At 68.2% G+C, this 23087-nt stretch carries 16 protein-coding genes; 10 read left to right on the top strand and 6 right to left on the bottom strand.

From position 1 onward, the window contains the following. Window positions 1-48: 48 nt before the first annotated feature. Window positions 49-3009 carry an EAL domain-containing protein gene (locus tag ACSQ3D_RS08065; RefSeq protein WP_436126511.1) on the bottom strand — a complete coding sequence of 987 codons (2961 nt, stop codon included), beginning with the start codon at window positions 3007-3009 and terminating at the stop codon, window positions 49-51. Between the two features lie 124 nt (window positions 3010-3133). Between ACSQ3D_RS08065 and ACSQ3D_RS08060 the strand changes: the two genes are divergently transcribed. After that, window positions 3134-3508, top strand: a complete 375-nt coding sequence (locus ACSQ3D_RS08060) for a PilZ domain-containing protein (RefSeq protein ID WP_056412506.1) — start codon at window positions 3134-3136, stop codon at window positions 3506-3508. A 105-nt stretch (window positions 3509-3613) separates the two neighbouring features. On the opposite strand, the gene ACSQ3D_RS08055 is transcribed toward ACSQ3D_RS08060, so the two are convergent. Then, a complete protein-coding gene (locus ACSQ3D_RS08055) occupies window positions 3614-5305 on the bottom strand; it encodes a long-chain fatty acid--CoA ligase (protein ID WP_436126510.1) in 1692 nt (563 codons plus the stop codon). Between the two features lie 229 nt (window positions 5306-5534). Here ACSQ3D_RS08055 and ACSQ3D_RS08050 point away from each other — a divergent pair, with 229 nt between their 5' ends. Then, the gene (locus ACSQ3D_RS08050; protein WP_436126509.1) at window positions 5535-5891 is read left to right on the top strand and encodes a hypothetical protein; all 357 of its coding nucleotides are present in this window, start codon (window positions 5535-5537) and stop codon (window positions 5889-5891) included. On the opposite strand, the gene ACSQ3D_RS08045 is transcribed toward ACSQ3D_RS08050, so the two are convergent. Together ACSQ3D_RS08045 and hrpA are read right to left on the bottom strand one after the other, a co-directional pair. Next, window positions 5849-6286, bottom strand: a complete 438-nt coding sequence (locus ACSQ3D_RS08045) for a hypothetical protein (protein WP_436126508.1) — start codon at window positions 6284-6286, stop codon at window positions 5849-5851. The two genes, ACSQ3D_RS08050 and ACSQ3D_RS08045, sit on opposite strands and share 43 nt — an antisense overlap. Window positions 6287-6315: 29 nt before the next feature. Continuing rightward, window positions 6316-10455 carry an ATP-dependent RNA helicase HrpA gene (hrpA, locus tag ACSQ3D_RS08040; protein WP_436126507.1) on the bottom strand — a complete coding sequence of 1380 codons (4140 nt, stop codon included), beginning with the start codon at window positions 10453-10455 and terminating at the stop codon, window positions 6316-6318. 218 nt (window positions 10456-10673) lie between these two features. Between hrpA and ACSQ3D_RS08035 the strand changes: the two genes are divergently transcribed. The 4 genes from ACSQ3D_RS08035 (at window position 10674) to argA (ending at window position 16754) form a co-directional block, all read left to right on the top strand. Further along, window positions 10674-12551, top strand: a complete 1878-nt coding sequence (locus ACSQ3D_RS08035; protein ID WP_436126506.1) for a serine hydrolase domain-containing protein — start codon at window positions 10674-10676, stop codon at window positions 12549-12551. A 364-nt stretch (window positions 12552-12915) separates the two neighbouring features. Then, complete coding sequence (locus ACSQ3D_RS08030; protein WP_056168481.1) at window positions 12916-13164, top strand: hypothetical protein; 249 nt, start codon at window positions 12916-12918, stop codon at window positions 13162-13164. Next, window positions 13157-15319, top strand: coding sequence for an AAA family ATPase (locus ACSQ3D_RS08025; protein ID WP_436126505.1), 2163 nt, complete (start codon window positions 13157-13159; stop codon window positions 15317-15319). Before ACSQ3D_RS08030 ends, ACSQ3D_RS08025 begins: the two co-directional genes overlap by 8 nt. An 88-nt stretch (window positions 15320-15407) precedes the next feature. Beyond that, window positions 15408-16754 carry an amino-acid N-acetyltransferase gene (gene argA / locus ACSQ3D_RS08020; protein ID WP_056168478.1) on the top strand — a complete coding sequence of 449 codons (1347 nt, stop codon included), beginning with the start codon at window positions 15408-15410 and terminating at the stop codon, window positions 16752-16754. Between the two features lie 255 nt (window positions 16755-17009). Here argA and blaACA read toward each other — a convergent pair whose 3' ends face one another. Beyond that, complete coding sequence (gene blaACA / locus ACSQ3D_RS08015) at window positions 17010-17927, bottom strand: ACA family class A beta-lactamase (protein ID WP_436126504.1); 918 nt, start codon at window positions 17925-17927, stop codon at window positions 17010-17012. 225 nt (window positions 17928-18152) lie between these two features. Here blaACA and ACSQ3D_RS08010 point away from each other — a divergent pair, with 225 nt between their 5' ends. Continuing rightward, the gene (locus ACSQ3D_RS08010) at window positions 18153-19031 is read left to right on the top strand and encodes a LysR family transcriptional regulator (RefSeq protein WP_056412527.1); all 879 of its coding nucleotides are present in this window, start codon (window positions 18153-18155) and stop codon (window positions 19029-19031) included. A gap of 195 nt (window positions 19032-19226) precedes the next feature. Here the strand turns inward: ACSQ3D_RS08010 and ACSQ3D_RS08005 are convergent, their stop codons facing one another. Further along, window positions 19227-20858, bottom strand: a complete 1632-nt coding sequence (locus ACSQ3D_RS08005) for an HD family phosphohydrolase (protein ID WP_056412529.1) — start codon at window positions 20856-20858, stop codon at window positions 19227-19229. A gap of 123 nt (window positions 20859-20981) precedes the next feature. On the opposite strand from ACSQ3D_RS08005, the gene trhO reads away from it, so the two are divergent. The 3 genes from trhO to ACSQ3D_RS07990 all read left to right on the top strand — a co-directional run bounded on the left by trhO (window position 20982) and on the right by ACSQ3D_RS07990 (window position 23068). Continuing rightward, window positions 20982-22004, top strand: a complete 1023-nt coding sequence (gene trhO / locus ACSQ3D_RS08000) for an oxygen-dependent tRNA uridine(34) hydroxylase TrhO (protein WP_436126503.1) — start codon at window positions 20982-20984, stop codon at window positions 22002-22004. Next, a complete protein-coding gene (locus tag ACSQ3D_RS07995) occupies window positions 22001-22663 on the top strand; it encodes a glutathione S-transferase (RefSeq protein WP_436126502.1) in 663 nt (220 codons plus the stop codon). Before trhO ends, ACSQ3D_RS07995 begins: the two co-directional genes overlap by 4 nt. Window positions 22664-22870: 207 nt before the next feature. After that, a complete protein-coding gene (locus ACSQ3D_RS07990) occupies window positions 22871-23068 on the top strand; it encodes a hypothetical protein (RefSeq protein WP_056168460.1) in 198 nt (65 codons plus the stop codon). Window positions 23069-23087 lie beyond the last annotated feature (19 nt).

Here is a 23087-nt window from a genome sequence, read left to right as displayed (position 1 = left end):
ACCACCGCTAAGACAGCGAAGACAGCGAAGAAGGCGACGACGATGTTCTCAGGCCAACACGATCTCGGGCACGGCGAGCAGCGCGCTGGCCGGGCCCGGCCGTCCGAACAGGTAGCCCTGCCACACGTGGCAGCCCAGGCTGGCCAGCATGTCGCGCTGCTCGGCGGTCTCCACGCCCTCGGCGATCACGCCCAGTTCCATGGTCTGCGCCAGGGTGACGATGGCGCGCGCAATGCTGGCGTCGTTGGCGTCGGTGAGCAGATCGCGCACGAAGCCCTGGTCGATCTTGAGCTGGTCCAGCGGCAGCCGCTTGAGGTACGCCAGGCTGGAATAGCCCGTGCCGAAGTCATCGAGCGAGAAGCGGATGCCCAAAGCCCGCAGCGTGGTCATGCGCAGGATGGTGTCTTCCACGTCGTCCAGCAGCAGGGTCTCGGTCAGCTCCAGCTTCAGGCGCTGCGGGTCGGCGCCGGTCTCTTCGAGCATGGTCAGCACATCGTCGACGAAGTCGGGGTGGCGGAACTGGCGCGCGCTCACGTTCACGGCCAGGCTCCAGTGGGCAGTCACCGGGCTTTGCGCCCACTGCACCAGCTGCACGCACGCGGTGCGCAAGATCCACGCGCCCAGCGGCACGATCATGCCCGACGCCTCCGCCACCGGGACGAACTCCCCCGGCGACACCAGGCCCCGCTCGGGGTGCTGCCAGCGCACCAGCGCCTCGGCCCCCACCATGCCGTCAAACTGGCTGATCTGCGCCTGGTAATGCAGCAGGAACTGTCCGTCGCGCAGGGCCTCGCGCAGGTCGGCCTCCAGTGCGGTGCGGGCCGACACGGCTGCCTGCGTGCGGGGGTCGAAGAACTGCAGCGTGTTGCGCCCTGCCGCCTTGGCCTGGTACATGGCCAGGTCCCCGCGCTTGAGCAGCTCGTCCACCGAGCCCTGCGCATCGGCATACAAGGCCACGCCGATGCTGCAGGAGCCGTGGTACATGCGCCCGCCCAGCGGGTAGCCCTGCCCCAGCGCCAGCAACACGGTGCGCGCCACCGCCTCGGCCTGCGCCGCGGCTTCCGCGGGCTGAGGGCTCAGCCCCTCGATCAGCAGGACGAACTCATCACCGCCCAGGCGCGCCACGGTCACGCCCTGGCGCACGCCGCCCAGCCTGGCCGCCACCTGGCACAGCAGCTGGTCGCCGATCTCGTGGCCCTGCGTGTCGTTCAGGTCCTTGAAGTTGTCCAGGTCCACGAACAGCAGCGCACCGCCGGTGCCCATGCGCGCCGCACTCGCGAGTCCATGCTGCAGGCGGTCGGCCATCAGGCGCCGGTTGGGCAGACCCGTCAGCGGGTCGTAGTACGCCAGCAGGCGGATCTCTTCCTCCGCCGCCTTGCGGGCCGAGATGTCGGTCTGCGTGCCCACGTAGTGCGTGATCTCGCCCTGCGGCGAACGCACCGCGGTGACGGTGATCCACGCGGGGTACACCTCGCCGTTCTTGCGGCGGTTCCAGACCTCGCCCTGCCAGCCACCGGTGGCGCTGAGCGCGTCCTTGAGCGCGGTATAGAAATGCGTGTCGTGGCGGCCCGATTGCAGCAGCCGCGGCGTCTCGCCCACGAGCTCCTGCACCGAGTAGCCCGTCAGCCGCGCATACGACTGGTTGGCCGTCAGGATGCGCTGGTCCGGCCCGGTCACCACCATGCCTTCGAACGACTCGAACACCGTGGCGGCGATGCGCAGCGACTCTTCGGCCTTGCGCCGCTCGGTGATGTCGGTGGAGATGCCGCACAGCGCATGGATGCTGCCATCGGGCAGGCGCAGCGGGATCTTGACGGACAGGTACGCGCGGGTCTCGCCCGTGGCCAGGTGCGTGTTGACCTCCTCCACCTCCAGCAGCTCGCCCTGCTGCAGCACGCGCCGGTCGTTGGCCTGCAGCTGCGCGGTGGTGGCCTGGTCGAAGAAGGCGGAATCATCGAGCCCCACCACGTCCTGCGCCTGCCGGCCGAACAGGCCAAGGATGTGGTGGTTGGCGTATTCGTAGCGGAAGTCCTGTCCCTTGATGTAGATGAAGGCGCCCACGCTGTCCAGGATGGTGGCCAGCTTCTGCTCGCTGGCCTGCAGCTTGCGCGTGCGCTCGTCCACCTTGCGCCGCAGCGCCACCGCCGACACCGCCGCCAGCAGCGCGAACACCGCCAGCGCCACCATGGCCCAGCCCATGGCCGCCGACATCTGCGCCCCTGCTTCAGGCCCGGCCCAACGGCCCATCACCTGCGTGTAGCGCGGCTCCGCGCCGGAGCGCCAGCGCTGCACCGACTGGTCGATGGCCGCCAGCACATCGGCATTGCGGCCCGGGCCGGTGGCGAAATACAGCGACGAGGGCTGGAACACGATGCCCGCATCGACCAGGCCGAACTGCCCCGCCTGCAGGTTGCCGAACAGGTGGTTGGAGATCACCGCGTCCGCATCGCCGCGCTGCACGAACTCGAAGGCTTCGACCAGCGTCGACGCGTCGATCAACAGCACGGCGATGCCGAAGCTGTCCATCATGCTCAGAAAGGTGGCGCGCTGCACCGAGCCCTTGAGCACCGCCACACGCTTGCCCGCCAGGTCGAACATCGACTGGATGGTGCTGCCGCGTGCGCGGTAGACCTGCGACCAGCTGTGCAGCACCGGCAGGGAATGGAAGTCGTACAGCCGCTCGCGCTCGCGGGTGCGGGCCACATCGGGCATCAGGTCGAGCTGACCCGCGGCCAGGGCATCCAGGCAGTCCTGCCATTCGCACGGCACATAGCGCAGCGTCCAGTGCTCGCGCTCGGCCACCAGCTGCAGCAGGTCGACAAAAATGCCCGACGCCCTGCCCTGCGCGTCGACAAACAGCTTGGGCTCGTTGGAGTACACCCCCACGCGCAACTCGCGGGGCGCAGCATGCGCACTGGTGCCGATGCATGCATACAGCAATGGCGCCAGCACCATCCAGCGCAGCCACACAGCGTACCGGGCTCTGAACAGGGATGCGCGTGAATTCAACAGCTGATCCCCTAAGAGAAAGCCACATGTTACCGAAAGGTTGCAAAAACATCCAAACGTAATAAGCGACCGGCGCGCTTGGAGTAGCATGTACCCACCACCCCGCTTCGCCCAGGAGACAGCGATGCCCCATGAACGGCGCCACTTCGTCCGCGTTGGTTTCGACGCACCGGCCCTGCTGACCACCGCCACGGATGCCTTCAGCGTGCACGTGCTGGATTTGTCCCTCAAGGGCGCGCTGCTGGTGGCCCCCGCCCAGGCGGAGCTGGAAGCCGGCATGCTGTGCCAGCTCACCATCCCGCTGGCCGAGACGGGCAACCACATCGCCATGTCCACCGAAATTGCCCACGTCGAGGGCCAGCACGCCGGCCTGCTGTGCCGCGGCATCGACCTGGACAGCGTGACCCACCTGCGCCGCCTGATCGAACTGCAGCTGGGCGACCCGGCCCTGCTGGAGCGGGACCTGGGCGAGCTGACGCTGGCGGGGCCGCAGCACTGAGGGTGCTGATGCGGCCTTGCATGCGGCCCCCTCTCCCCAGCCCTCTCCCGCGAGGGGAGAGGGAGTGAAGGCAGCGGAGCCTGCGCGCGCCGAGTGGCCGCCGTCCTACTGCTGCGCTTCCTGCTCCTGCAGCGCCCGCCACATCACTTTGCCGCTGCCGCTCTTGGGCAATGCGCTCACAAACTGCACGATGCGCGGCACCTTGTAGACCGCCATGTTCTCGCGGCACCAGTCGATGATCTGCTGCTCGGTGGTGGTGTCCTTGTGCGATGCGCGCAGCACCACCACGGCCTTGACCGTCTCGCCGCGGTAGCTGTCCTTGGCGGCGATGATGCAGGCCTCCTGGATGGCGGGGTAGCGGAACATCAGCGCCTCGACCTCGGCCGGCCAGACCTTGAAGCCGCTGGCGTTGATCATGCGTTTCAAGCGGTCGGTCAGGAAGAAATAGCCGTCCTCGTCCATGCGGCCCAGGTCGCCCGAGCGGAAGAACCGCTTGCCCTCGAATTCGATGAAGGCCGAAGCCGTGGCGTCCGGGCGTTTCCAGTAGCCCTCGAACACCTCGGGGCCGTGGATGATGATTTCGCCCTGCTCACCCACGGGCATTTCCTGCAGGGTGTCGGGGTCGACCACGCGCGCATCGGTGCTCATGAACGGGATGCCCAGGCACTGCTGCTTGGGGTGGTCCGGCGGGTTGGAGTGCGACGGCGCGGCGGTCTCGGTCAGGCCGTAGCCTTCGGAATACCGCAGCCCGTACTGCTCCAGCAGGCGCTGCGCCACGGCCTGCGGCATGGCCGCGCCACCGCCGCCGATGTAGACCAGGCTGGAGAGGTCGTAGCTGGCAAAGTTGGGGCTGCCCAGCAGGTCGATGACCATGGTGGGGATGTTGGTCCAGTTGGTGACCTGGTAGCGCGAGATGAGGCGCCCGGCGAGGTCGCGGTCCCACCGGGGCATGATGACCAGCGTGGCGGCCGAGTAGATGGCCGTGTGCATCACGCTCACCATGCCGGTGATGTGGAACATGGGCACCACGGCCAGCGTGACGCTGTCGACCGACCCTGTGCCCCACAGCGCACTGGCGGCAGCGTTGTGCAGGATGCTCCGGTGCAGGTGCATGCAGCCCTTGGGCAGGCCGGTGGTGCCGCTGGTGTAGGGCAGCAGTGCCAGGTCGTCCGGGCCCACCTGCAGTTCGGGCGGCGCCTGCGCAATGTCGAGCGCGTCGGTCCACGCATGGGCCTGGCCTCCGTCGAGCACGGGCAGCGGGTGGCGTGTGCCCAGCCACTCCATCCAGGCCTCCGGGGGAGCATCCGCCCCGGTCACGTTCACATCGAAGGCATCGGTGAACTGCGTCACCACCAGGTGCGCCAGGCGTTCAGCAGCGGGCAGCGCGTTGCTGGCCTTGGCCATCTCGGCGGCCAGGTCGCCGGTGGTCAGCGCGACCTTGGTATCGGGGTCGGTGATGTAGTGCTTGAGCTCTTCGGCCCGGTTCATCGGGTTGACCGGCACCACCACCGCATTGGCGCGCAGGATGGCGAAGTGCGCCATCACCAGCTGCGGGCAGTTCTGCATGCACAGCACCACGCGGTCGCCGCGCTGCACGCCCAGGGCTGCGAGCCGTGCGGCCAGGCGCTCGGCGCCTTCCACCAGTTGCCGGTAGGTCAGCGTGCGGCCAAAAAAGACCAGCGCCGCCTTGTCCGGGTAGCGGCGCGCACTGATGGCCAGGTTGTCCCACAGCGAGGTGGACGGCAGCGTGATGGCCTTGGGCAGGCGGTGGGGCCAGAACTTGTAGTGAGGGCGCATGGAGCAAGGATTCCTTTGAAGAACGCAGCCTAGTTCGCATGGTGCCCGACGGCATTGGGGATGGCACTGATGCAGCGTCGCGCAGGTGACGCTCCGAGGTCGCGGCGGACCGGGCCCCGGCGGCGCTGTGCTGCGGCTTCGGCAGCACCAGGGCCCCGCAGGGCGTCGGCTACCATCGTCACCACGCCGCCTGTTCTTTTTTGCCCTGCTTCATTCAAGACCCGACGACATGCTGACCCTCGCCTACTACGCACTGATGCTCCTGGTCGGATACTTCTTCTACCGGTACGGGCAGAAGCTGCTCCACCAGGGCCGGCGTGACGACAACGATGAGCTCACCAAGCCGCCTGTCGGGCCCATCAGCTTTCTGTTCGTGGCCGGCTTGGCGTGCTATCTCCTGTTCGAGGCCCTGCGCGCCATCGTGCTGCAGCAGATTCCATGCATCGGCAAAGGCTGCAAGGGGCAGCTTTACACCTTGGCGGAGCATTCCGGCCCGTACTGGGCGAACCTGTTCTTTGTGGTGTGGATGGTGCTGGCCCTGGGCTACACGATGTACGTGACGGTCAGGATCTGGACCAGGGACTGAAGACCGGGCTGTATGCGCCGCACCGCATGGCCTGGCCCGCGCGAGACCTCATCCCCGTGGCCACACGACGCCACCTCTGCCTGATCGTCGGGGATGGGCACCCCGTACTTCCCCAGCCCTACAGCCTCCGGACAATTCGGGCGCGGCAGGGCTGCGGCAAGCAGCCAGAGCGTCACGAAGATGAGCCCGCCAATACCGCGCAGCCCCGCATGCCGCCGGGGCATGCGCAACAGGCCCGCCACGAGAGCAGCGGACACCAGAAAGCAGGCAGACAACGCGTCGCGGTAGTTGCCGTAGTACACCCACTCGGCGTAGTGGCCGCCCCACCGGTTCACCAGCCAGAACGACCACATCGGCAAAGTCGCCGCCAGCACCAGGGCCAACCACCAGGCCATCGCCCGGCGCCAGCCAGACCGCTGCGGCGTCAGCTCTGGATCTGCGCCCACAGCTTGTCCAGGCGCTTGACGCTCACCGGCTGCGGCGTGCGCAGCTCCTGCGCGAAAAAGCTCACGCGCAATTCCTCCAGCAGCCAGCGCAGTTCCTGCATGCGCGCATCCACCGCGCCCTTGCGCTCGGCCACCAGGCGCCAGTAGCGCTGCTCTTGCGGGCGCAGCTCGGCCAGCTTGGTGGCGTCGCGGGCGGGGTCGGCGCGGTACTTGTCCAGCCGCAGGGTGATGGCCTTGAGGTAGCGCGGAAAGTGCGCCAACTGGGCCCAGGGCGCCTGCGCGATGAACTGCTTGGGCACCAGGCGCTGCAGTTGCTGCTGCGCGTCCTGCGTGGCGTCGGGGGCGTTCTTGGTGTCCTTGATCTTGCGGGCGGCAGCGGCGTACTCGACCAGGATGCCGGAGGCCAGCCGCGCCACTTCGTTGGCGATCAAGGTCAGCCGGCCCCGGCCCTCTTCCACGCGGCGCTTGAAGGCGTACTCGTCGGTGGGCAGCGGGTCGAGCAGGAACGCGCGGTCCAGCGCCACGTCGATGATCTGGGCGCGCAGTTCTTCCTGCGTGCCGCCGCCGGTGCCGTCCGGCGACCGGCCGACCTGCATGTAGGCCACCGCCATTTTCTGCAGGTCGGGGATGTTCTTTTCCAGGTACTTGAGCGCGTCCTTGATCTGCAGCGCAAACAGGCGGCGCAGCCCGGCGCGGTGCTTGGCGGCGGCCACTTCGGGCTCGTCGAAGACTTCGATGGTCACCGCATCGCCGCCATCGATCAGCGCCGGAAAGCCCACCAGGGTCTGGCCGCTCTTCTTGATTTCCATCAGCTCCGGCAGCTCGCCAAAGGTCCAGGCGGTGTAGCGCTGGCCGGCTGGCGCAGCCGGGGCAGAAGGAGGCGCTGCAGCCGGTGCGGCCTTGCCACCCGCCCCGCCCTTTGCTCCTGATTCGATAGCTGCTTGCGCTCGCCCAGCAATCGGTGGGGGCTGTTTTTGCTCAATATTTGCACTGTCTGCAGCGCCACCACCGCTGCCACCACCGAGCTTGAGCCCCGCCAGCGCCTGGAACGCGCCCCGCGCCTTGGCGCCCCATTCGGCCTTCAGGGCGCCCAGGTTGCGGCCATGGCCCAGTTGGCGGCCGTGCTCGTCCACCACGCGGAAGTTCATGAACAGGTGCGGGCTGAGCATATCGAGCTTGAAGTCGGCGCGCTTCACATCGAGCGATGTCTCGTCGCGCACCTGCTTGAGCAGTGCGTCCGTGAGGCTGCCGGTACCAAACCGCTCGGGCGTGTTGAACAGCGCGGCCAGGCGCGTGGCCGACTCGGGCAGCGGCACGAATCGGCTGCGCGGGCGCTGGTGCAGGCTCTTGAGCAGGGCCTGGATCTTGTCCTTGAGCATGCCGGGCACCAGCCACTCGCAGCGCTCGTCGTTCACCTGGTTGAGCACGAACAGCGGGATGGTCACGGTGATGCCGTCACGCGGGTCGCCAGGCTCGTGCAGGTAGGTGGCTGCGCAGTCCACCCCACCCAGGCGCACGGTCTTGGGAAACGCGTTGCTGGTGATGCCCGCGGCCTCGTGGCGCATGAGCTCTTCGCGCGTGAGCTTGAGCAGGTCGGGCTTGGCCTTCGACTCTTCGCGGTACCAGGCCTCGAAGCCATGGCCGTTGCAGATGTCCGCTGGCAGCTGCTGGTCGTAGAAGGCATAGATAAGCTCGTCGTCCACCAGCACGTCCTGCCGGCGCGACTTGTGTTCCAGCTCTTCGACCTTTGCGATGAGCTTCTGGTTGGCGGCCAAGAACGGCAGCCGGGTCTCCCAGTTGCCGCCCACCAGCGCTTCGCGGATGAAGATCTCGCGTGCAGCATAGGGATCGATCTTGCCGAAGTTGATGCGCCGGCCGCTGTAGATCACGATGCCGTAGAGCGTGGCGCGCTCCAGCGCCGTCACCTCGGCCGACTTCTTCTCCCAGTGCGGGTCGAGCAGCTGCTTTTTCAGCAGATGGCCGCCCACCTGCTCGATCCACTGCGGCTCGATGGCGGCGATCCCCCGGCCGAACAGGCGCGTGGTCTCCACCAGTTCGGCCGCCACGATCCAGCGGCCGGGCTTCTTCGACAGGTGCGCGCCCGGGTGCTTGTAGAACTTGATGCCGCGCGCGCCCAGGTACCAGTCTTCCTCTTCGCTGCGCGCACCGATGTTGCCCAGCAGCCCGGCCAGCATGGACAGGTGCAGCTGCTCGTAGCTGGCAGGCTGCGTGTTGATGGGCCACTTGTGCTCGGTGACCACGGTGAGCAGCTGGGTGTGGATGTCGCGCCACTCTCGCAGGCGGCGGATGCTGATGAAGTTCTGGCGCAGCAACTGCTCGTACTGGCGGTTGCTCAGCTTGTGGGTGGGCGCCGGTGCGGTGGCGCTGGCCACGGCGGGCGCGGGTGCCGCAGCGGCCACCAGCCGCTGGGCCACGGGCAGGTGGGCCTGCGACGGGGCGCGCTGGTGGGCCATGGCCTTTTGCGCGCGGGCCGAGGGCAGCGTGGGCGCGCCGCCGCGGGCCTCGTTGATCCACTTCCAGAGCTTGAGGTAGCCGCTGAATTCGCTCTTTTCGTCGTCGAACTTGGCATGCGCCTGGTCGGCCTGCTGCTGGGCTTCCATGGGCCGGTCGCGCACGTCCTGCACGCTCAGGGCGCTGGCGATGACCAGCACTTCGTCCAGCGCCTTGCGATCGCGCGCCTCCAGAATCATGCGGCCCACGCGCGGGTCCAGCGGCAGGCGCGACAGCTCCACGCCCATCGGCGTGAGTTCGTTGGACTCGTCCACCGCGCCCAGCTCGGCCAGCAGTTGGTAGCCGTCGGCAATGGCGCGGCCCGACGGGGCCTCGATGAACGGGAACTGCACCACGTCGCCCAGGTGCAGCGACTTCATGCGCAGGATGACGCCGGCCAGCGATGACCGCAGGATTTCGGGGTCGGTGAAGCGCGGGCGGGCGTTGAAGTCCGCCTCGTCGTACAGGCGGATGCAGATGCCGTTGGCCACGCGCCCGCAGCGGCCCGCGCGCTGGTTGGCTGCCGCCTGGCTGATGGGCTCGACCAGCAGTTGCTCCACCTTGCTACGGAAAGAATAGCGCTTCACGCGCGCCGTGCCTGCGTCGATGACGTACCGGATGCCCGGCACGGTGAGCGAGGTCTCGGCCACGTTGGTCGCCAGCACCAGGCGGCGGCCGGTGTGGCCGTCGAAGATGCGGTCCTGCTCGGCCTGCGACAGGCGGGCGAACAGCGGCAGCACCTCGGCGTTGCGCATCACCGGCTGGTGGGCCAGGTGCTTGCGCAGGTGGTCGGCGGCCTCGCGGATCTCGCGCTCGCCGGGCAGGAAGATGAGGATGTCGCCACCGGCATTGCCCTGCCAGAGCTCGTCCACCCCATCGGCGATGGCTTCATTGAGGCCGTAGTCGCGCGTGTCCTCGAACGGGCGCCAGCGCTGCTCCACGGGAAAGGTGCGGCCCGACACGTAAATGATCGGCGCAGGGCCTTTGGCGGATTCGAAATGCTTGGCAAACCGGTCCGCATCGATGGTGGCAGACGTGACGATGACCTTGAGGTCCGGCCGGCGCGGAAGGATCTGGCGGATATAGCCCAGCAGGAAGTCGATGTTCAGGCTGCGCTCGTGCGCCTCGTCGATGATGATGGTGTCGTAGGCCTTTAGCAGCGGGTCGGTCTGCGTCTCGGCCAGCAAGATGCCGTCGGTCATCAGCTTGACCGACGCATCGCGCGACAGCCGGTCCTGAAAGCGCACCTTGAAGCCCACCACGTCACCGAGCGGCGTGTTCAGTTCTTCGGCGATGCGCTTGGCCACGCTGCTGGCGGCGATGCGGCGCGGCTGGGTGTGGCCGATGAGCTGGCCCTTCTGCCCGGGCTTGGCATTGCACTTGCCACGGCCCAGCGCCAGCGCGATCTTGGGCAGCTGCGTGGTCTTGCCCGAGCCCGTCTCGCCGCACACGATCACGACCTGGTGCTTCTCGATGGCCGCCATGATCTCCTCGCGCCTGCCCGACACCGGCAGCGACTCCGGGAAGGTGATCCGCAGCGGCGCGGTTTTGGGGGCAGTGGGCGGGGCTGCTGCTGGCGGGGAGGTAGGAGGCGCGGATTCGGTCATGAAGGCACGCATTATCGGAGGCAGGCGTTGGCCCTGTGCAACACAGGCCATGCGCACCACCGCGCCGCACCTCGCACGGCACCCGCGCAGGCCCCGCTCGGTGCCGTCTTTTTGCCGAGTGCTACTTTTTGATGGGGTGGATTTCAGGATGTAATGCGCACACCCCATTGCGCCCCGACGATGTCTGCGTGGCGGGTGCCCCTCAGGATTTTGACCGCATGCTCCCGCAGACATCAGCCACCCCATTTTCACCGGACGACAGCGCCACGCCCGCGCAGCCCCCGCACCCCTCGCGCCGCGACTGGCTGGCGTGGGCCGGCGCCGCCGCCCTGGCGCCCCTGCTGCCGGCCTGCGGAGGCACCGGCAACCCCGGCCCCACGCTCGCGGCCACCATGGCCTGGGGCCGCAGCGAAATCCGCCAGGCCATGCAGCGCAGCGAGGCGCGGGCGGCCTCCGTCGCCCTGCTGCAGGGCGACCGGCTGGTGTGGCAGGAGGCCTTCGGCGTGCTGGACGACACCACCCGCGCGCTGGCGACGCCGGACACGCGCTTCAATGTGGGCTCCGTGAGCAAGGTGGTGGCGGCGCTGGCCGTGATGGTGCTGGTGGACCGGCAGATGGTGCAGCTCGATGCGCCGGTGGTGCGCTACCTGCCTCAGTTCACCATGCTGTCGCCGGGCTACCGCGACATCACCGTGCGCCACCTGCTCAGCCATGCATCGGGGCTGCCGGGCACGCACACGCACAACCTGTTCGCCACCGCGCCGCTGCCAGGCTATGCCGCCGAGCTGGAAGAAGCGCTGGCCGACGCCCACCTCAAGCACGCGCCCGGCGCGCTGGCGGTGTACTGCAACGACGGCTTCACGCTGATCGAGCGCATCGTGCTCGCAGTGACCGGGCAGACCTACCCGGCGTTCGTGCAGTCGGCCCTGCTCAACCCGCTGGGCATGGCCCGCTCGGGCTACACCCTGCTGCCGCTGCCCGAAGGCAGCTTCGCCCACGGCTACATCCGCAAGCAGCGCCAGGCCCAGGAGTTCGTGATGGGCTACGCCACCGGCGGGCTGTGCACCACGCCCGGCGACATGATGAAGCTGGCCACCATGCTGCTGCAAGGCGGCGAATACGACGGCCGGCGCGTCGTCTCCAAGGCTGGCGTGCTGGAGATGGGCCGCGGCCAGAACCCGGGCCTGCGCGCCGACCTGACGCCCGACTGGCAGTGGGGCCTGGGGTGGGACAGCGCGCAGCAGCAGGGCCTGTCTGCCGCGGGCGTGCTGGCCTGGCAAAAGAGCGGCGGCACCATGTTCTATTCGAGCGATTTCTACGTGCTGCCGCAGGCGGGCATGGCGCTGCTGATCACCGGCAGCGCATCGGCCTTCAAGCCCGGGCCGGTGGCCGAAGGCATCCTGCTGCGGGCGCTGCAGGAGACCGGGCAGCTCGCAGCACTGCCGCCCAAGGTGTCGACGGCGGCCCCGTCACTGGCCACCTCGTCGGCCAGCGCGGTCGATGCGGTGCTGGGCATCTACGGCCGGTCCGCCAAGCCCCTGAAAGCCACCTCGCCTGACAGCCAGCAGATCGACCTGTGGGTATGGTCGGCCGAGGCCAGGGGCTGGACGATGCTGAGCGCCGGGCTGCGCCTGCGCAGCGACGGCTGGTGGTGGTCCGACGCGCAGCCGCGCACCCAGTACCGCTGGGAGCAGGCCGACGGCCGCCGCTACCTGCTGTCGCGCGAGCCCGCCACCGCTGGGCACTACTGGGTGACCATGCCCATGGCGCAGCAGATGCCCCGCGCCGCAGCGCCCCTGCCCGCGCAGTGGGTGGCGCGCCTGGACAGCCATTGGGTGCTGGCGAACGAGGCGCCCGAATCGATTCCGCTCGCGTTCGGCGTGCCGGCAGCGACGCTCCGGGAACTGCCCGAACTGCCCGGCTATTTGTTCTGGGACGACAGCCAGTTCTTGCTGCCGCTGTCGCCCGACCGCGCGGGCATGACCGTGCAGGTGCCCCTCAACGACGGCCGCGATCTCGTCGAGCTGGTGGTGCAGGCGCGCGACGAGCAGGAATGGCTGCACGCGGCCGGGTGGAGCTACCGCCGCCAGGCCTAGCCCGGCACGCGCCCGCCCTGTCCCACAGCCACCAGCGCACACGCGCCGGCCGCGGCGCACTGTGCGTTTCATGCGACAGATGCAGGTTGCCAAAGCCCTGAGCGCTTGCCAAGCCGCAGAGCCCTCGCCACAATTCGCGCTTCTTTCTTTCAGCCACGGGCACACCGCCACGCAGCCGCTGAAACCACTGGAGGTCACCGCTATGTTTGTTCCTTTGTCCGCAATCACCTGACCACAGTCCACCGCCCCGGCTGGACTGTGCATTCACAAGTCCAGCCAAGGCCGACAAGCGCGCTATTGCACCCCGTGCAGCGCTCCACAAGCCCTGGCTACCTTGCCGGGGTTTTTTGTTTGTGGAGTGCACATGAGTGCTCAAAAAATCTCTCGGGCCTTTGCCCAGGGTCAAGTCAAGAAGCTGCGCCGCATGAAGCAGCCCCTGGTTCTGAAGCTCGAGGCCTCGGGCCCGCCCCGAAACCCTGTGGCCACTGCGCTGGCCCAGCGCAGCCTGTCGAGCGCGGCAGGCAAGCACATCCGAAGCGCCGGCGCCCAGCGCCGCGCGGACAAGGTCGCCCTGCGCAAGGCGACACGAACAGACTTTTCTTTCCATGACTGACAACAACCATCCCACCGCCGCACTGGCGGACACGCGGGCGCCGTGGGGCCCCGCCCAACCTGGATACCCAGGACAACCCGGGCACCCAGGACAACCTGCATCCAGGGCAACGCCCGACCCGGCGGAACCCCGCACGCTGAACGTGGACGCCACCGTGGCCCCGCACGGGCTGCCGCCCGCGCACAGTGCAGCGGCTGTGCCAACACACCGGCTGCCCACCGCCGCCGAACTGGCCCAGCGTCAGCAGCACCTGGCCGACACCGCGGCGCAACTCAAGACCGAGCTCGTTGGCATCGACGAGGTCATCGACCGCGTGATCGATGCGGTGCGCGCCTGGTACGTGCTGCCGCAGCTCATCCGCCGCCCGGTCATCGTGTGCCTGTGGGGCCTGACCGGCACGGGCAAGACGCAGCTCACGCGGCGCCTGGCCCAGCTGCTGGGCTTCTACGACCGCTTTGTCGAAGTGCAGATGGACGGCTTCAGCCACGGCGCGGGCTACCGCAGCTCCACCATCTCCGGCATGCTGGCGGACTCCGGCATCTCCGAAGGTGCGCCGGGCATGCTGGTGCTGGACGAGTTCCAGCGCTTTCGCACGGTGGACCGCAAGGGCGAAGAGGCCAAGGTGGAGCGCTACCAGGACGTGTGGTCCCTGCTGTCGGACGGGCGCCTGCCGCCCGCGCTGACGGCCCTGTCCAACATCGAACGCAAGCTGGCCGACAGCCACTACGAGGCCGAGCGCGCCGAGGACGACGAGAACGAACGCGCGGGCAAGAAGCCCTACCGCTTTCAGCTCGACGCATGGGACGCGCAAGAGCTCAAGCGCATGCTCAAGCTCTCCGAACCCCTGGCCGAGATCATGCAATGGCCCTCGGCCAAGGTGCTGGCGATGTACATGGAGTTCCAGCGCTCCAACCAGTCGTGGGAGACCGACTACAGCCGGCTGCTGGTCTTCGTGTGCGGCAACCTCGACGAGATGTACCACGAGACCGCGCAGCGCGTGGAAGACTGCGATACCGACGCCGACATCTTTCACCGCCTCACGCGCAAGCTGTCCATCATCGACGTGAAGAAGGCGCTGTCCGAGCGCTTCAAGCCCGAGCAGATCGCGCGGCTGGGCAACGAGCATGTGATCTACCCGTCTTTCAGCCGCGCCACGTACGAGCTGCTGATCCGCCAGCTGTGCGACCGTTACGTGCAGGACGTGGCCGCCCAGTGCGGCGTGCGCTTTGCGATCGGAGAGGACGTGCAGCGTGAGATCTACGCCAACGCGGTCTTCCCCGCGCAGGGCACACGGCCCCTGTTCTCGTCGGTGCACGCCATCCTGAGCGCCAACTTGGTCAAGGCCACGCTGTGGGTGATGGAGCAATCGCTGCCGCTGTCGCAGGTGTTCGCCATCCACCTCGCGGCAGACCGCCGGCACCTGGCCGTGCAAGGCGCCGACGCCCACGGCGGCACGCACGAGCGCCAGTTCGCGGTGGCGCTGGAGCTCAACCGCCTCAAGCAGCGCGCCAACGCCGACTTTCGCGCGCTGCTGGCGGTGCACGAGGCCGGGCATGCGCTGGTCTACTGCCTGCTGTTCGGCCAGGCCCCGCAGGAGGTGAAGATCAACATCGCCTCGTTCGAGGGCGGCTACAACAGCTTTGCGGGCCTGAAGGTCACCACGCGCCAGAACGCGCTGGACATGATGTGCGTGGGCCTGGCCGGTCGCGTGGCCGAAGAGCTGGTGTTCGGCGAGATGGCCTGCACCACGGGCGCCGAGCAGGACTACAAGCAGGCGACGGCCGAGGCCGCCCGCTACGTGCGCCACCACTGCTTTGGCGCGCGCATCAGCCGCACCGACGCCACGGTGGAGATGGACAACCACATCAACACCGACGTCGGTCCCAGCAATGCCGCCATCGAGGCCTTGCTGCAGTCCCAGTACCAGCGCACCCAGGCGCTGCTGCACGGCCACCAGCCCGCGCTCAACGCCCTGGTGGGTGCGCTGATGGACCACGGCATGATCGCGCAGGACGAGATGCAGGCGCTGATGGCGGCCCAGGGCCTGCCGCTCGCCGTGCGGCCCGGGTCGTGCGGCGGTGCGGAAGATTCGCTGGTTCTGGAGCCCTTTGCCGAGCGGCTGGCGCTGTTTCAGCGCCACGGCACCACGCAATGAGGCGCCCTGTCACCACAAGGATGCCCTGCATGCTTATGATGCGCGCCTACAGCGGATTTACACCGCAGGCTTTCACACACCACCCGCCATGTCCGCCGTTTTCAATTTCACCTTCGTGCCCTGGTTCCGCTCGGTCGCGCCGTACATCCACAAGTTTCGCAACCAGACGTTCGTGATCGGCCTCACGGGCGAGGCGATTGCGGCGGGCAAGCTGCACAGCCTGGCGCAGGACCTGGCGCTGATCCAGGCCATGGGCGTGAAGATCGTGCTGGTGCACGGCTTTCGCCCGCAGGTGAACGAGCAACTGGCAGCCAAGGGGCACGCCGCCAAGTATTCGCACGGCATCCGCATCACCGACTCGGTGGCGCTCGACTGCGCGCAGGAGGCTGCGGGCCAGCTGCGCTACGAGATCGAGGCCGCGTTCAGCCAGGGCCTGCCCAACACGCCCATGGCGGGTGCGACGGTGCGGGTGATCTCGGGCAACTTCCTCACGGCGCGGCCCGTGGGCATCGTGGACGGGGTGGACTTTCAGCACTCGGGCCTGGTGCGCAAGGTGGACGTGGCGGGCATCCAGCGCACGCTGGACATGGGAGCGCTGGTGCTGCTGTCGCCGTTCGGCTTCTCGCCCACGGGCGAGGCCTTCAACCTGAGCATGGAAGAAGTGGCCACCAGCGTGGCCATCGAGCTGCGCGCGGACAAGCTGATCTTCTTGACCGAGGTGCCCGGCATCCGCATGCAGCCGAACGAGCCCGAGAGCGAAGACAACCCTATCGACACCGAGCTGCCGCTGGCCGCCGCGCAGGCCCTGCTGGCCACGCTGCCCGAGGCGCAAACGCCCACCGACACCGGTTTTTACCTGCAGCACTGCGTGAAGGCCTGCAAGGCCGGCGTGGAGCGCAGCCACATCCTGCCGTTTGCGGTGGACGGGTCGCTGCTGCTGGAGGTGTACGTGCACGATGGTATCGGCACCATGGTCATCGACGAAAAGCTCGAAGAGCTGCGCGAGGCCACCATCGACGACGTGGGCGGCATCCTGCAACTGATCGAGCCGTTCGAAAAAGACGGCACGCTGGTCAAGCGCGACCGCACCGAGATCGAGCGCGACATCGCCACCTACACCATCATCGAACACGACGGCGTGATCTTTGGCTGCGCAGCGCTCTACCCCTACCCCGAAGCCCGGACGGCCGAAATGGCCGCGGTGACCGTGTCGCCCCAAAGCCAGGGCACGGGCGACGGCGAAAAGCTGCTCAAGCGCATCGAGCAGCGCGCCCGCATCCTGGGGCTGGACAGCATCTTCGTGCTGACCACCCGCACCATGCACTGGTTCATCAAGCGCGGGTTCCAGCCGGTGGACCCGGACTGGCTGCCGGATGCCCGCAAGCGCAAGTACAACTGGGACCGCAGGAGCCAGGTGCTGGTGAAGAAGCTCTGAGTTTTTGGTTTGCGGTTTGCGGTTTGCGGTATTCAGTTGGGGTGACCATAGAGCACGGCAACCTCACATCCGTTCACGCTGAGCTCCGTCGAAGCGCCGCGCAAGGCTTCGACAGGCTCAGGCCGAACGGTGGGGAGGTGATCAGGCTCAGCCCGAACGGTCGGTGGCGGCTGAGCCCTAGCGCGAACGGTCGGTGGCGGCCTAGACCCAGCCCGAGCGGTGGAGCTGTGGCTGAGGCTCGACCAAGACTGACAGCTACCCCTGCCTGGCCGCCACCACCGCACGCGCCACCTGCGCGATCGCCGCATCGCGCTGTTCAGACGACGCAGTCGACGCGGTGACGTAGCAGGTCACCACCACCGGCGCACCTCCGCCCGGCGGCCACATCACAGCGATGTCGTTGGAGGTGCCGCTGTCGGTGGTGCCCGTCTTGTCCCCCACCTTCCAGCCCGGCACGCCGGCGCGCAGGCGCTTGCCGCCGGTGCTGGTCTCCAACAGCCAGCGCTGCAGCCAGGCGCGTGACGCGGGGGTGAGCACGTCGCCCAGCACCAGTTTCTGCAAGGTCTGCAGCATGGCCAGCGGCGTGGTGGTGTCGCGCGGGTCGCCCACCTTGGCTTCGTTCAGCGTGGGCTCGGTGCGGTCCAGCCGGGTGGTGCCGTCGCCCAGCGACCGCACGAAGGCGGTCAACCCGGCCGGCCCGCCGTGGCGCGCCAGCAGCACGTTGGCGGCGGTGTTGTCGCTCAGGCTCACGGTGGCGGCGCACAGCTCGCCCACCGTCAGGCCGCCACCGTCGCCTGCGCGGGGGCCGCTGACGGGTGAATACGCCACCACATCGGCCGCGGCGTAGTGCACGCGCGCATCCAGGCGCTCCTTGCCCTGGTCCACCAGCGCCAGCATCCAGCCCGCCAGCACCGCCTTGAAGGTGCTGGCCATGGCAAAACGCTCGTCCTGGCGCCAGCCCAGCGCCAGGCCCGTGCCGGTGTCGAGCATGGCCACACCGAGGCGGCCCTGGGCGGTGCGTTCGATGCCGGCCAGGGTGTCGTTCCAGGCCCGCGCACTGTGGCCGCCGGCAGCGCGACCCGGCCCGCCGGCGGCATTGCCGGCGCCGGCACAACCCCACAGAGGTACCGCTGCAGCGGCCATCAAGCCCAAGGAAAACTGTCGTCTTTGCATAAAAATGGGGAGTGAAGTGGAAACAAGGCCTGAACGATAAGGACTCCGGGCCCGCAGCACCATCGACAATAATTGCCGCCAGCCCCAACAAAAACTTGGATCGGCACACACAACTCTTTCGGCGTCACTGCGGCGCCCGGGTCCCGGTACTACCGCACTGCCCGCATCGCAGCGACTGGCCCGACCCGTTGCGCCGAGTTGTGTGATCCGCCCTCAGCCTTCGCAATGCACCTGCCACTGAACGCCCTGCGCGCCTTCGAAGCCTCGGCGCGCCACCTGAACCTCACCCGTGCGGCCGAGGAGCTGCACGTCACCCAGACCGCGGTGAGCCAGCACATCCGCAAGCTCGAAGACCGCCTGGGCAAGCCGCTGTTTCGCCGCCTGCCGCGCGGCCTGGCGCTGACGGACGAGGGCCAGGCGCTGCTGCCCGTGGTGGTGGAGTCGTTCGCCAACCTGGCGCGGGCGCTGGAGAAGCTGGGCGACACCCGCCCGCGCGAGGTGCTGACCGTGGGCGCCGTGGGCACGTTCGCCGTCGGCTGGCTGCTGCCCCGGCTGCGCGACTTTCAGGCGGCGTGCCCGTTCGTGGACCTGCGCCTGCTCACCCACAACAACCGGGTGGACATGGCCGGCGAAGGGCTGGACCTAGCGATCCGGTTTGGCGACGGCGCTTGGCATGGCACGCACGCCGAACGCATCATGGACGCGCCGATGTCGGTGATGTGCACCCCCGCCCTGGCCCACGGCCTGCGCACCGCTGCCGACCTGGCGCGCCAGCCACTGCTGCGCAGCTATCGCGCCGACGAATGGGCGGCATGGTTCGACGCGGCGGGCGCGCCCTGCCCGGTGGTGCGCGGCGCCGTGTTCGACTCGTCGCTCACGCTGGCCGAGGCCGCTGCGCAGGGCGCCGGCATGGCCCTGCTGCCGGTGCGCATGTTCACGCGCGAGCTGCGCCAGGGGCGGCTGGTGCGGCCGTTCCCGCAGGAGCTGCAGCGCGGCTCTTACTGGATCACGCGGCTGCAGTCACGCCCGGCCACCGGCGCCATGGCGGCCTTCTGCGACTGGTTGATGGCCCAGGCGGGCAGCGAGACCGATGAATTGGAATAAAAAAGGCAGCTATCGCTCTCTGGACGGGCGCCAATAGCTATTAAAAATATAGCAAATGATTCCCTTGCCAGAGGTGGAGACAAGCCCGAGGCGCGGGGGCGTTCAGACGTGCAGCGGCATTGGCATTGGCATTGGCAGGGTGGCGCAGGCGTTCGTTCCACGGTCCACGGACGGGGTCAGGCGGCCAAGCCGGCGCTACGCAAACCCCAGCGCCGCGATGTCCACCCCATCCACCTGGCCGGCGTCGAGAAATTCCTGGCCGTAGCGCAGGTATACCCCTTCGCGCACGAACACCTCGAACAGGTCTGGGTCGATGTGCCCGTTGTCCCGCATGCGGCACATGATCGCCAGCGCCTGCGACAGCGTCATGCCGCTTTTGTACGGCCGGTCGGCCGCGGTCAGTGCCTCGAAGATATCGGCGATGCCCATCATGCGGGCCTGCAGCGACATCTGATCGCGCGTGAGGCCGCGGGGGTAGCCCTTGCCGTCCATGCGCTCGTGGTGGCCGCCCGCGTACTCGGGCACGTTCTTCAGGTGCCGGGGCCAGGGCAGCGTCTCCAGCATCTTGATGGTGGCGACGATGTGGTAGTTGATGGTGTCGCGCTCGGCCTGGTTCAGGGTGCCGGAGCGGATGGTGAGGTTCTCCACCTCTTCGGCGGTCAGAAAGCTGGTCTGCACGCCCTGCGGGTTGCGCCAGTGCCGCAGGGCGGCGATGTCGCGCACGCGCTGCTGGTCTTCGGCCCGCATGGCTTCGCTGCCGGTATTGCAGCGGCGCAGGAAGTCGCGGTCTTCTTCCAGCGCCTGGATCTCGTGCTGCAGGCCCAGCAGCTCCTGGCCCTCGGCGCGCGCGTCCACCACCGGGCGCAGCGCCAGCTGGCGGCGCAGCGCGGCCAGCTCGGCATCGCGCTTGAGCACCTCGAAGCGGGTGTCCACCACGCCGATGCGGTCGTACAGGGTCTGCAGCTTGGTGGCCTTGTCCACCACGTGCACGGGGGTGGTGATCTTGCCGCAGTCGTGCAGCAGGCCGGCCATCTTGAGCTCGTACCGGTCGCGGTCGCTCATGCTGAAGCCGGCCAGCGGGCCGCTCTGCGTGGCGTTCACGGCTTCGGCCAGCATCATGGTGAGCGCCGGCACCCGCTGGCAGTGGCCGCCGGTGTAGGGGGACTTTTCGTCGATGGCCAGGTTGATGAGGTTCACGAACGATTCGAACAGCCGCTCCAGCTGCGTGATGAGCAGCCGGTTGGTGAGCGCAATGGCGGCCTGCGATGCCAGCGACTCCGCCAGGCTCTGGTCTGCCTCCGAGAACGTGGTGACGTCGCCGGTGTCCGGGTCGTGCGGGTTGATGAGCTGCAGCACGCCGATGAGCTCATGGTCGTGGTTCTTCATCGGCACGGTCAGGAACGAGCGCGAGCGGTAGCCGGTGCGCGCATCGAACGCCCGCGTGCCCGAGAAGTCGAACCCCGCCGCGGCATACGCATCGGCAATGTTCACCGTGCGGTCGTGGATGGCGGCGTGCGCGGCCACCAGCGAATCATTGGGCGAGCCGTCGGCGTGGCGCAGCGGCAGGTGCGGAAAGTCGATGGGCTTGCCCGTGGTGCCGCCCAGGCGGATGCCGAGCGAATCCGTGCGCAGGATCTCGAACTTGAGCGCCGTGCCGTCGTCCGTCACGCTGTAGAGCGTGCCGCCATCGGCGCCGGTGATGGCCTTGGCGGCCTCCAGGATGTTCTCCAGCAGCCGGTCGATGTCCCGCTCGCGCGACAGCGCGGCGCCGATGCCGTTGAGCTGCTCCAGCCGGCGAAAGAGGTTGACTGTGGATTCCTTGCCCATAAAAGCCCTGCGTCCCGCGGTGGTGAGAGCGTGCCGTGCGCGCCCCAACGCACATCGTAACGAAAAGTGACCGCTATCATCAGCCCCCTGCCCCTTCCTTTTCCCATCCCTCCCGCTATTTTTGTGGACTCGGTCACACCCCGCTTTCTCACTGCCGCCCTCTACCAGTTCGTCGACCTGCCGGACTTTGCAGACCTGCGCGAGCCCTTGCAGTCCCTGTGCGACACACACGGCGTGCGCGGCATGCTGCTGCTGGCGCCCGAGGGCATCAATGGCACCATCGCGGGCGAACCGCAGGGCGTGTACGCCGTGCTGGCCTGGCTGCGCAGCGACCCGCGGTTCGCCGCCCTGCAGCACAAGGAGGCGCATGCGGAGCGCCTGCCGTTCTACCGCATGCGCGTGCGCTTGAAGCGCGAGATCGTCACCCTGGGCGTGCCGGGCCTGAACCCGGCGCGCAACGCGGGTACCTATGTGAAGCCCGAGGACTGGAACGCGCTCATCGACGACCCCGGCGTGGTGGTGGTCGACACGCGCAACGACTACGAAGTGGGCATCGGCACCTTCCAGGGTGCCGTCAACCCGCACACCAGCAGCTTTGCGGAGTTTCCGGCCTGGGTGGCCGCGCAGTCGCAACCGGGCGGCGTACTGGCCGGCAAGCCGCGCGTGGCCATGTTCTGCACCGGCGGCATCCGCTGCGAGAAGTCCACCGCGCTGCTCAAGTCGCAGGGGTTCGAGGAGGTCTTCCACCTCGAAGGCGGCATCCTCAAATACCTGGAAACCGTGCCCGAGGACGCCAGCCGCTGGCAGGGCGACTGCTTCGTGTTCGACGAGCGCGTGTCGGTGGGCCACGGCCTGGTGCGCGGCCACCACCAGCTGTGCCGGTCCTGCCGCATGCCGCTGGGCGAGGCCGAATTGCAGTCCCCACACTACGCGCGCGGCGTGAGTTGCCCCTATTGCCACGGCACCCGCACGCCAGAGCAGGAACGCGCCTTGGCCGAGCGCCAGCGCCAGATGGACCTGGCGGACCAACGCGGCGAAGCCCATCTGGGCGCACGCCAGCCGGGCAACCCGGCGCGGCGCCTCGTCGCGGACGAGCCGACTGGCGAAGTGACAGGTGGGGTGGCTGGCGAGGACAGCCCCCCGTGAGCGCCCTGCCCGTTCTCTACTCCTTTCGCCGCTGCCCGTATGCCATGCGCGCGCGGCTGGCGCTGGCCGTCAGCGGCCAGGTCTGCGAATTGCGCGAGGTGGTATTGCGCAGCAAGCCCCAGGGCCTGCTGCAGGCCTCGCCCAAAGCGACCGTGCCCGTGCTGGTGCTGGCGGACGGACAGGTGCTGGACCAGAGCCTGGACATCATGCTGTGGGCCCTGCAGCGGCGCGACCCCGGCGCCTGGCTGGCACCGAGCGATGGCAATCTGCAAGACATGCTGGCGCTGATTGCAGAATGCGATGGCCCGTTCAAACACGCGCTCGACCGGTGCAAGTACCCCAGCCGCTACCCGGACACCGAGATCGACGCCGAGCGTGCCAAAGCCACGGCTTGGCTGGGCCTGCTGGACGCACGCCTGTCCACCCGGCCCCACCTGTTCGGCACCCATGCGGCGCTGGCCGACATGGCCATCGGCCCGTTCGTGCGCCAGTTCGCGGCGATCGATGCACCGTGGTGGGACGCCCAGCCCTGGCCCCATCTGCAGGCCTGGCTGGCGCACTGGCAGGCGGCGCTGCTGCTGGCCCGCGTGATGGACAAGCTGCCGGCGTGGGTGGACGGGACGCTGGGGGTGGTGTTTCCGGCAGAGCCAGCGCCCTAGCGCCGGACGACGGCACAGCGAGCGCGCGCAAGTCGATCACAACGCAGGGTGCTCCAGGATCTCCTGGCCCTCCGGTCAATCGCAGTACTGTTGCCCGAACCGCCTCTCAACCGCGCTATCGCGGCACTGCACGCCAACGTCCGGTTGTCCTACCCCTGGCGTTGTGTTGCGGCACAAGGATGGTGCTTCACCACAGAAAGCACCTTGATGACCGACCCTCGCAACATTGCCCACGACAAGAAAGTCCAGCAAGCCAAGAAGCACAACAACGAGGAGATCGCTCCCGGCGCCGACAAGACGCCGCAGCCCGGCAAGAAGACGCCCATGGAACATCACGCGTCCGACACTCCCAAAGTACCGGATGAGGCGGCCCCTGTGCCCACCGAAGAAAAGCCTTTGAACTAGGCGCAAAGGCCAGGCCCAT

This window comes from Acidovorax sp. LjRoot117 (assembly GCF_964252695.1).
GTDB lineage: Bacteria > Pseudomonadota > Gammaproteobacteria > Burkholderiales > Burkholderiaceae_C > Acidovorax.
This window is presented reverse-complemented; position numbering and strand designations above follow the sequence as displayed.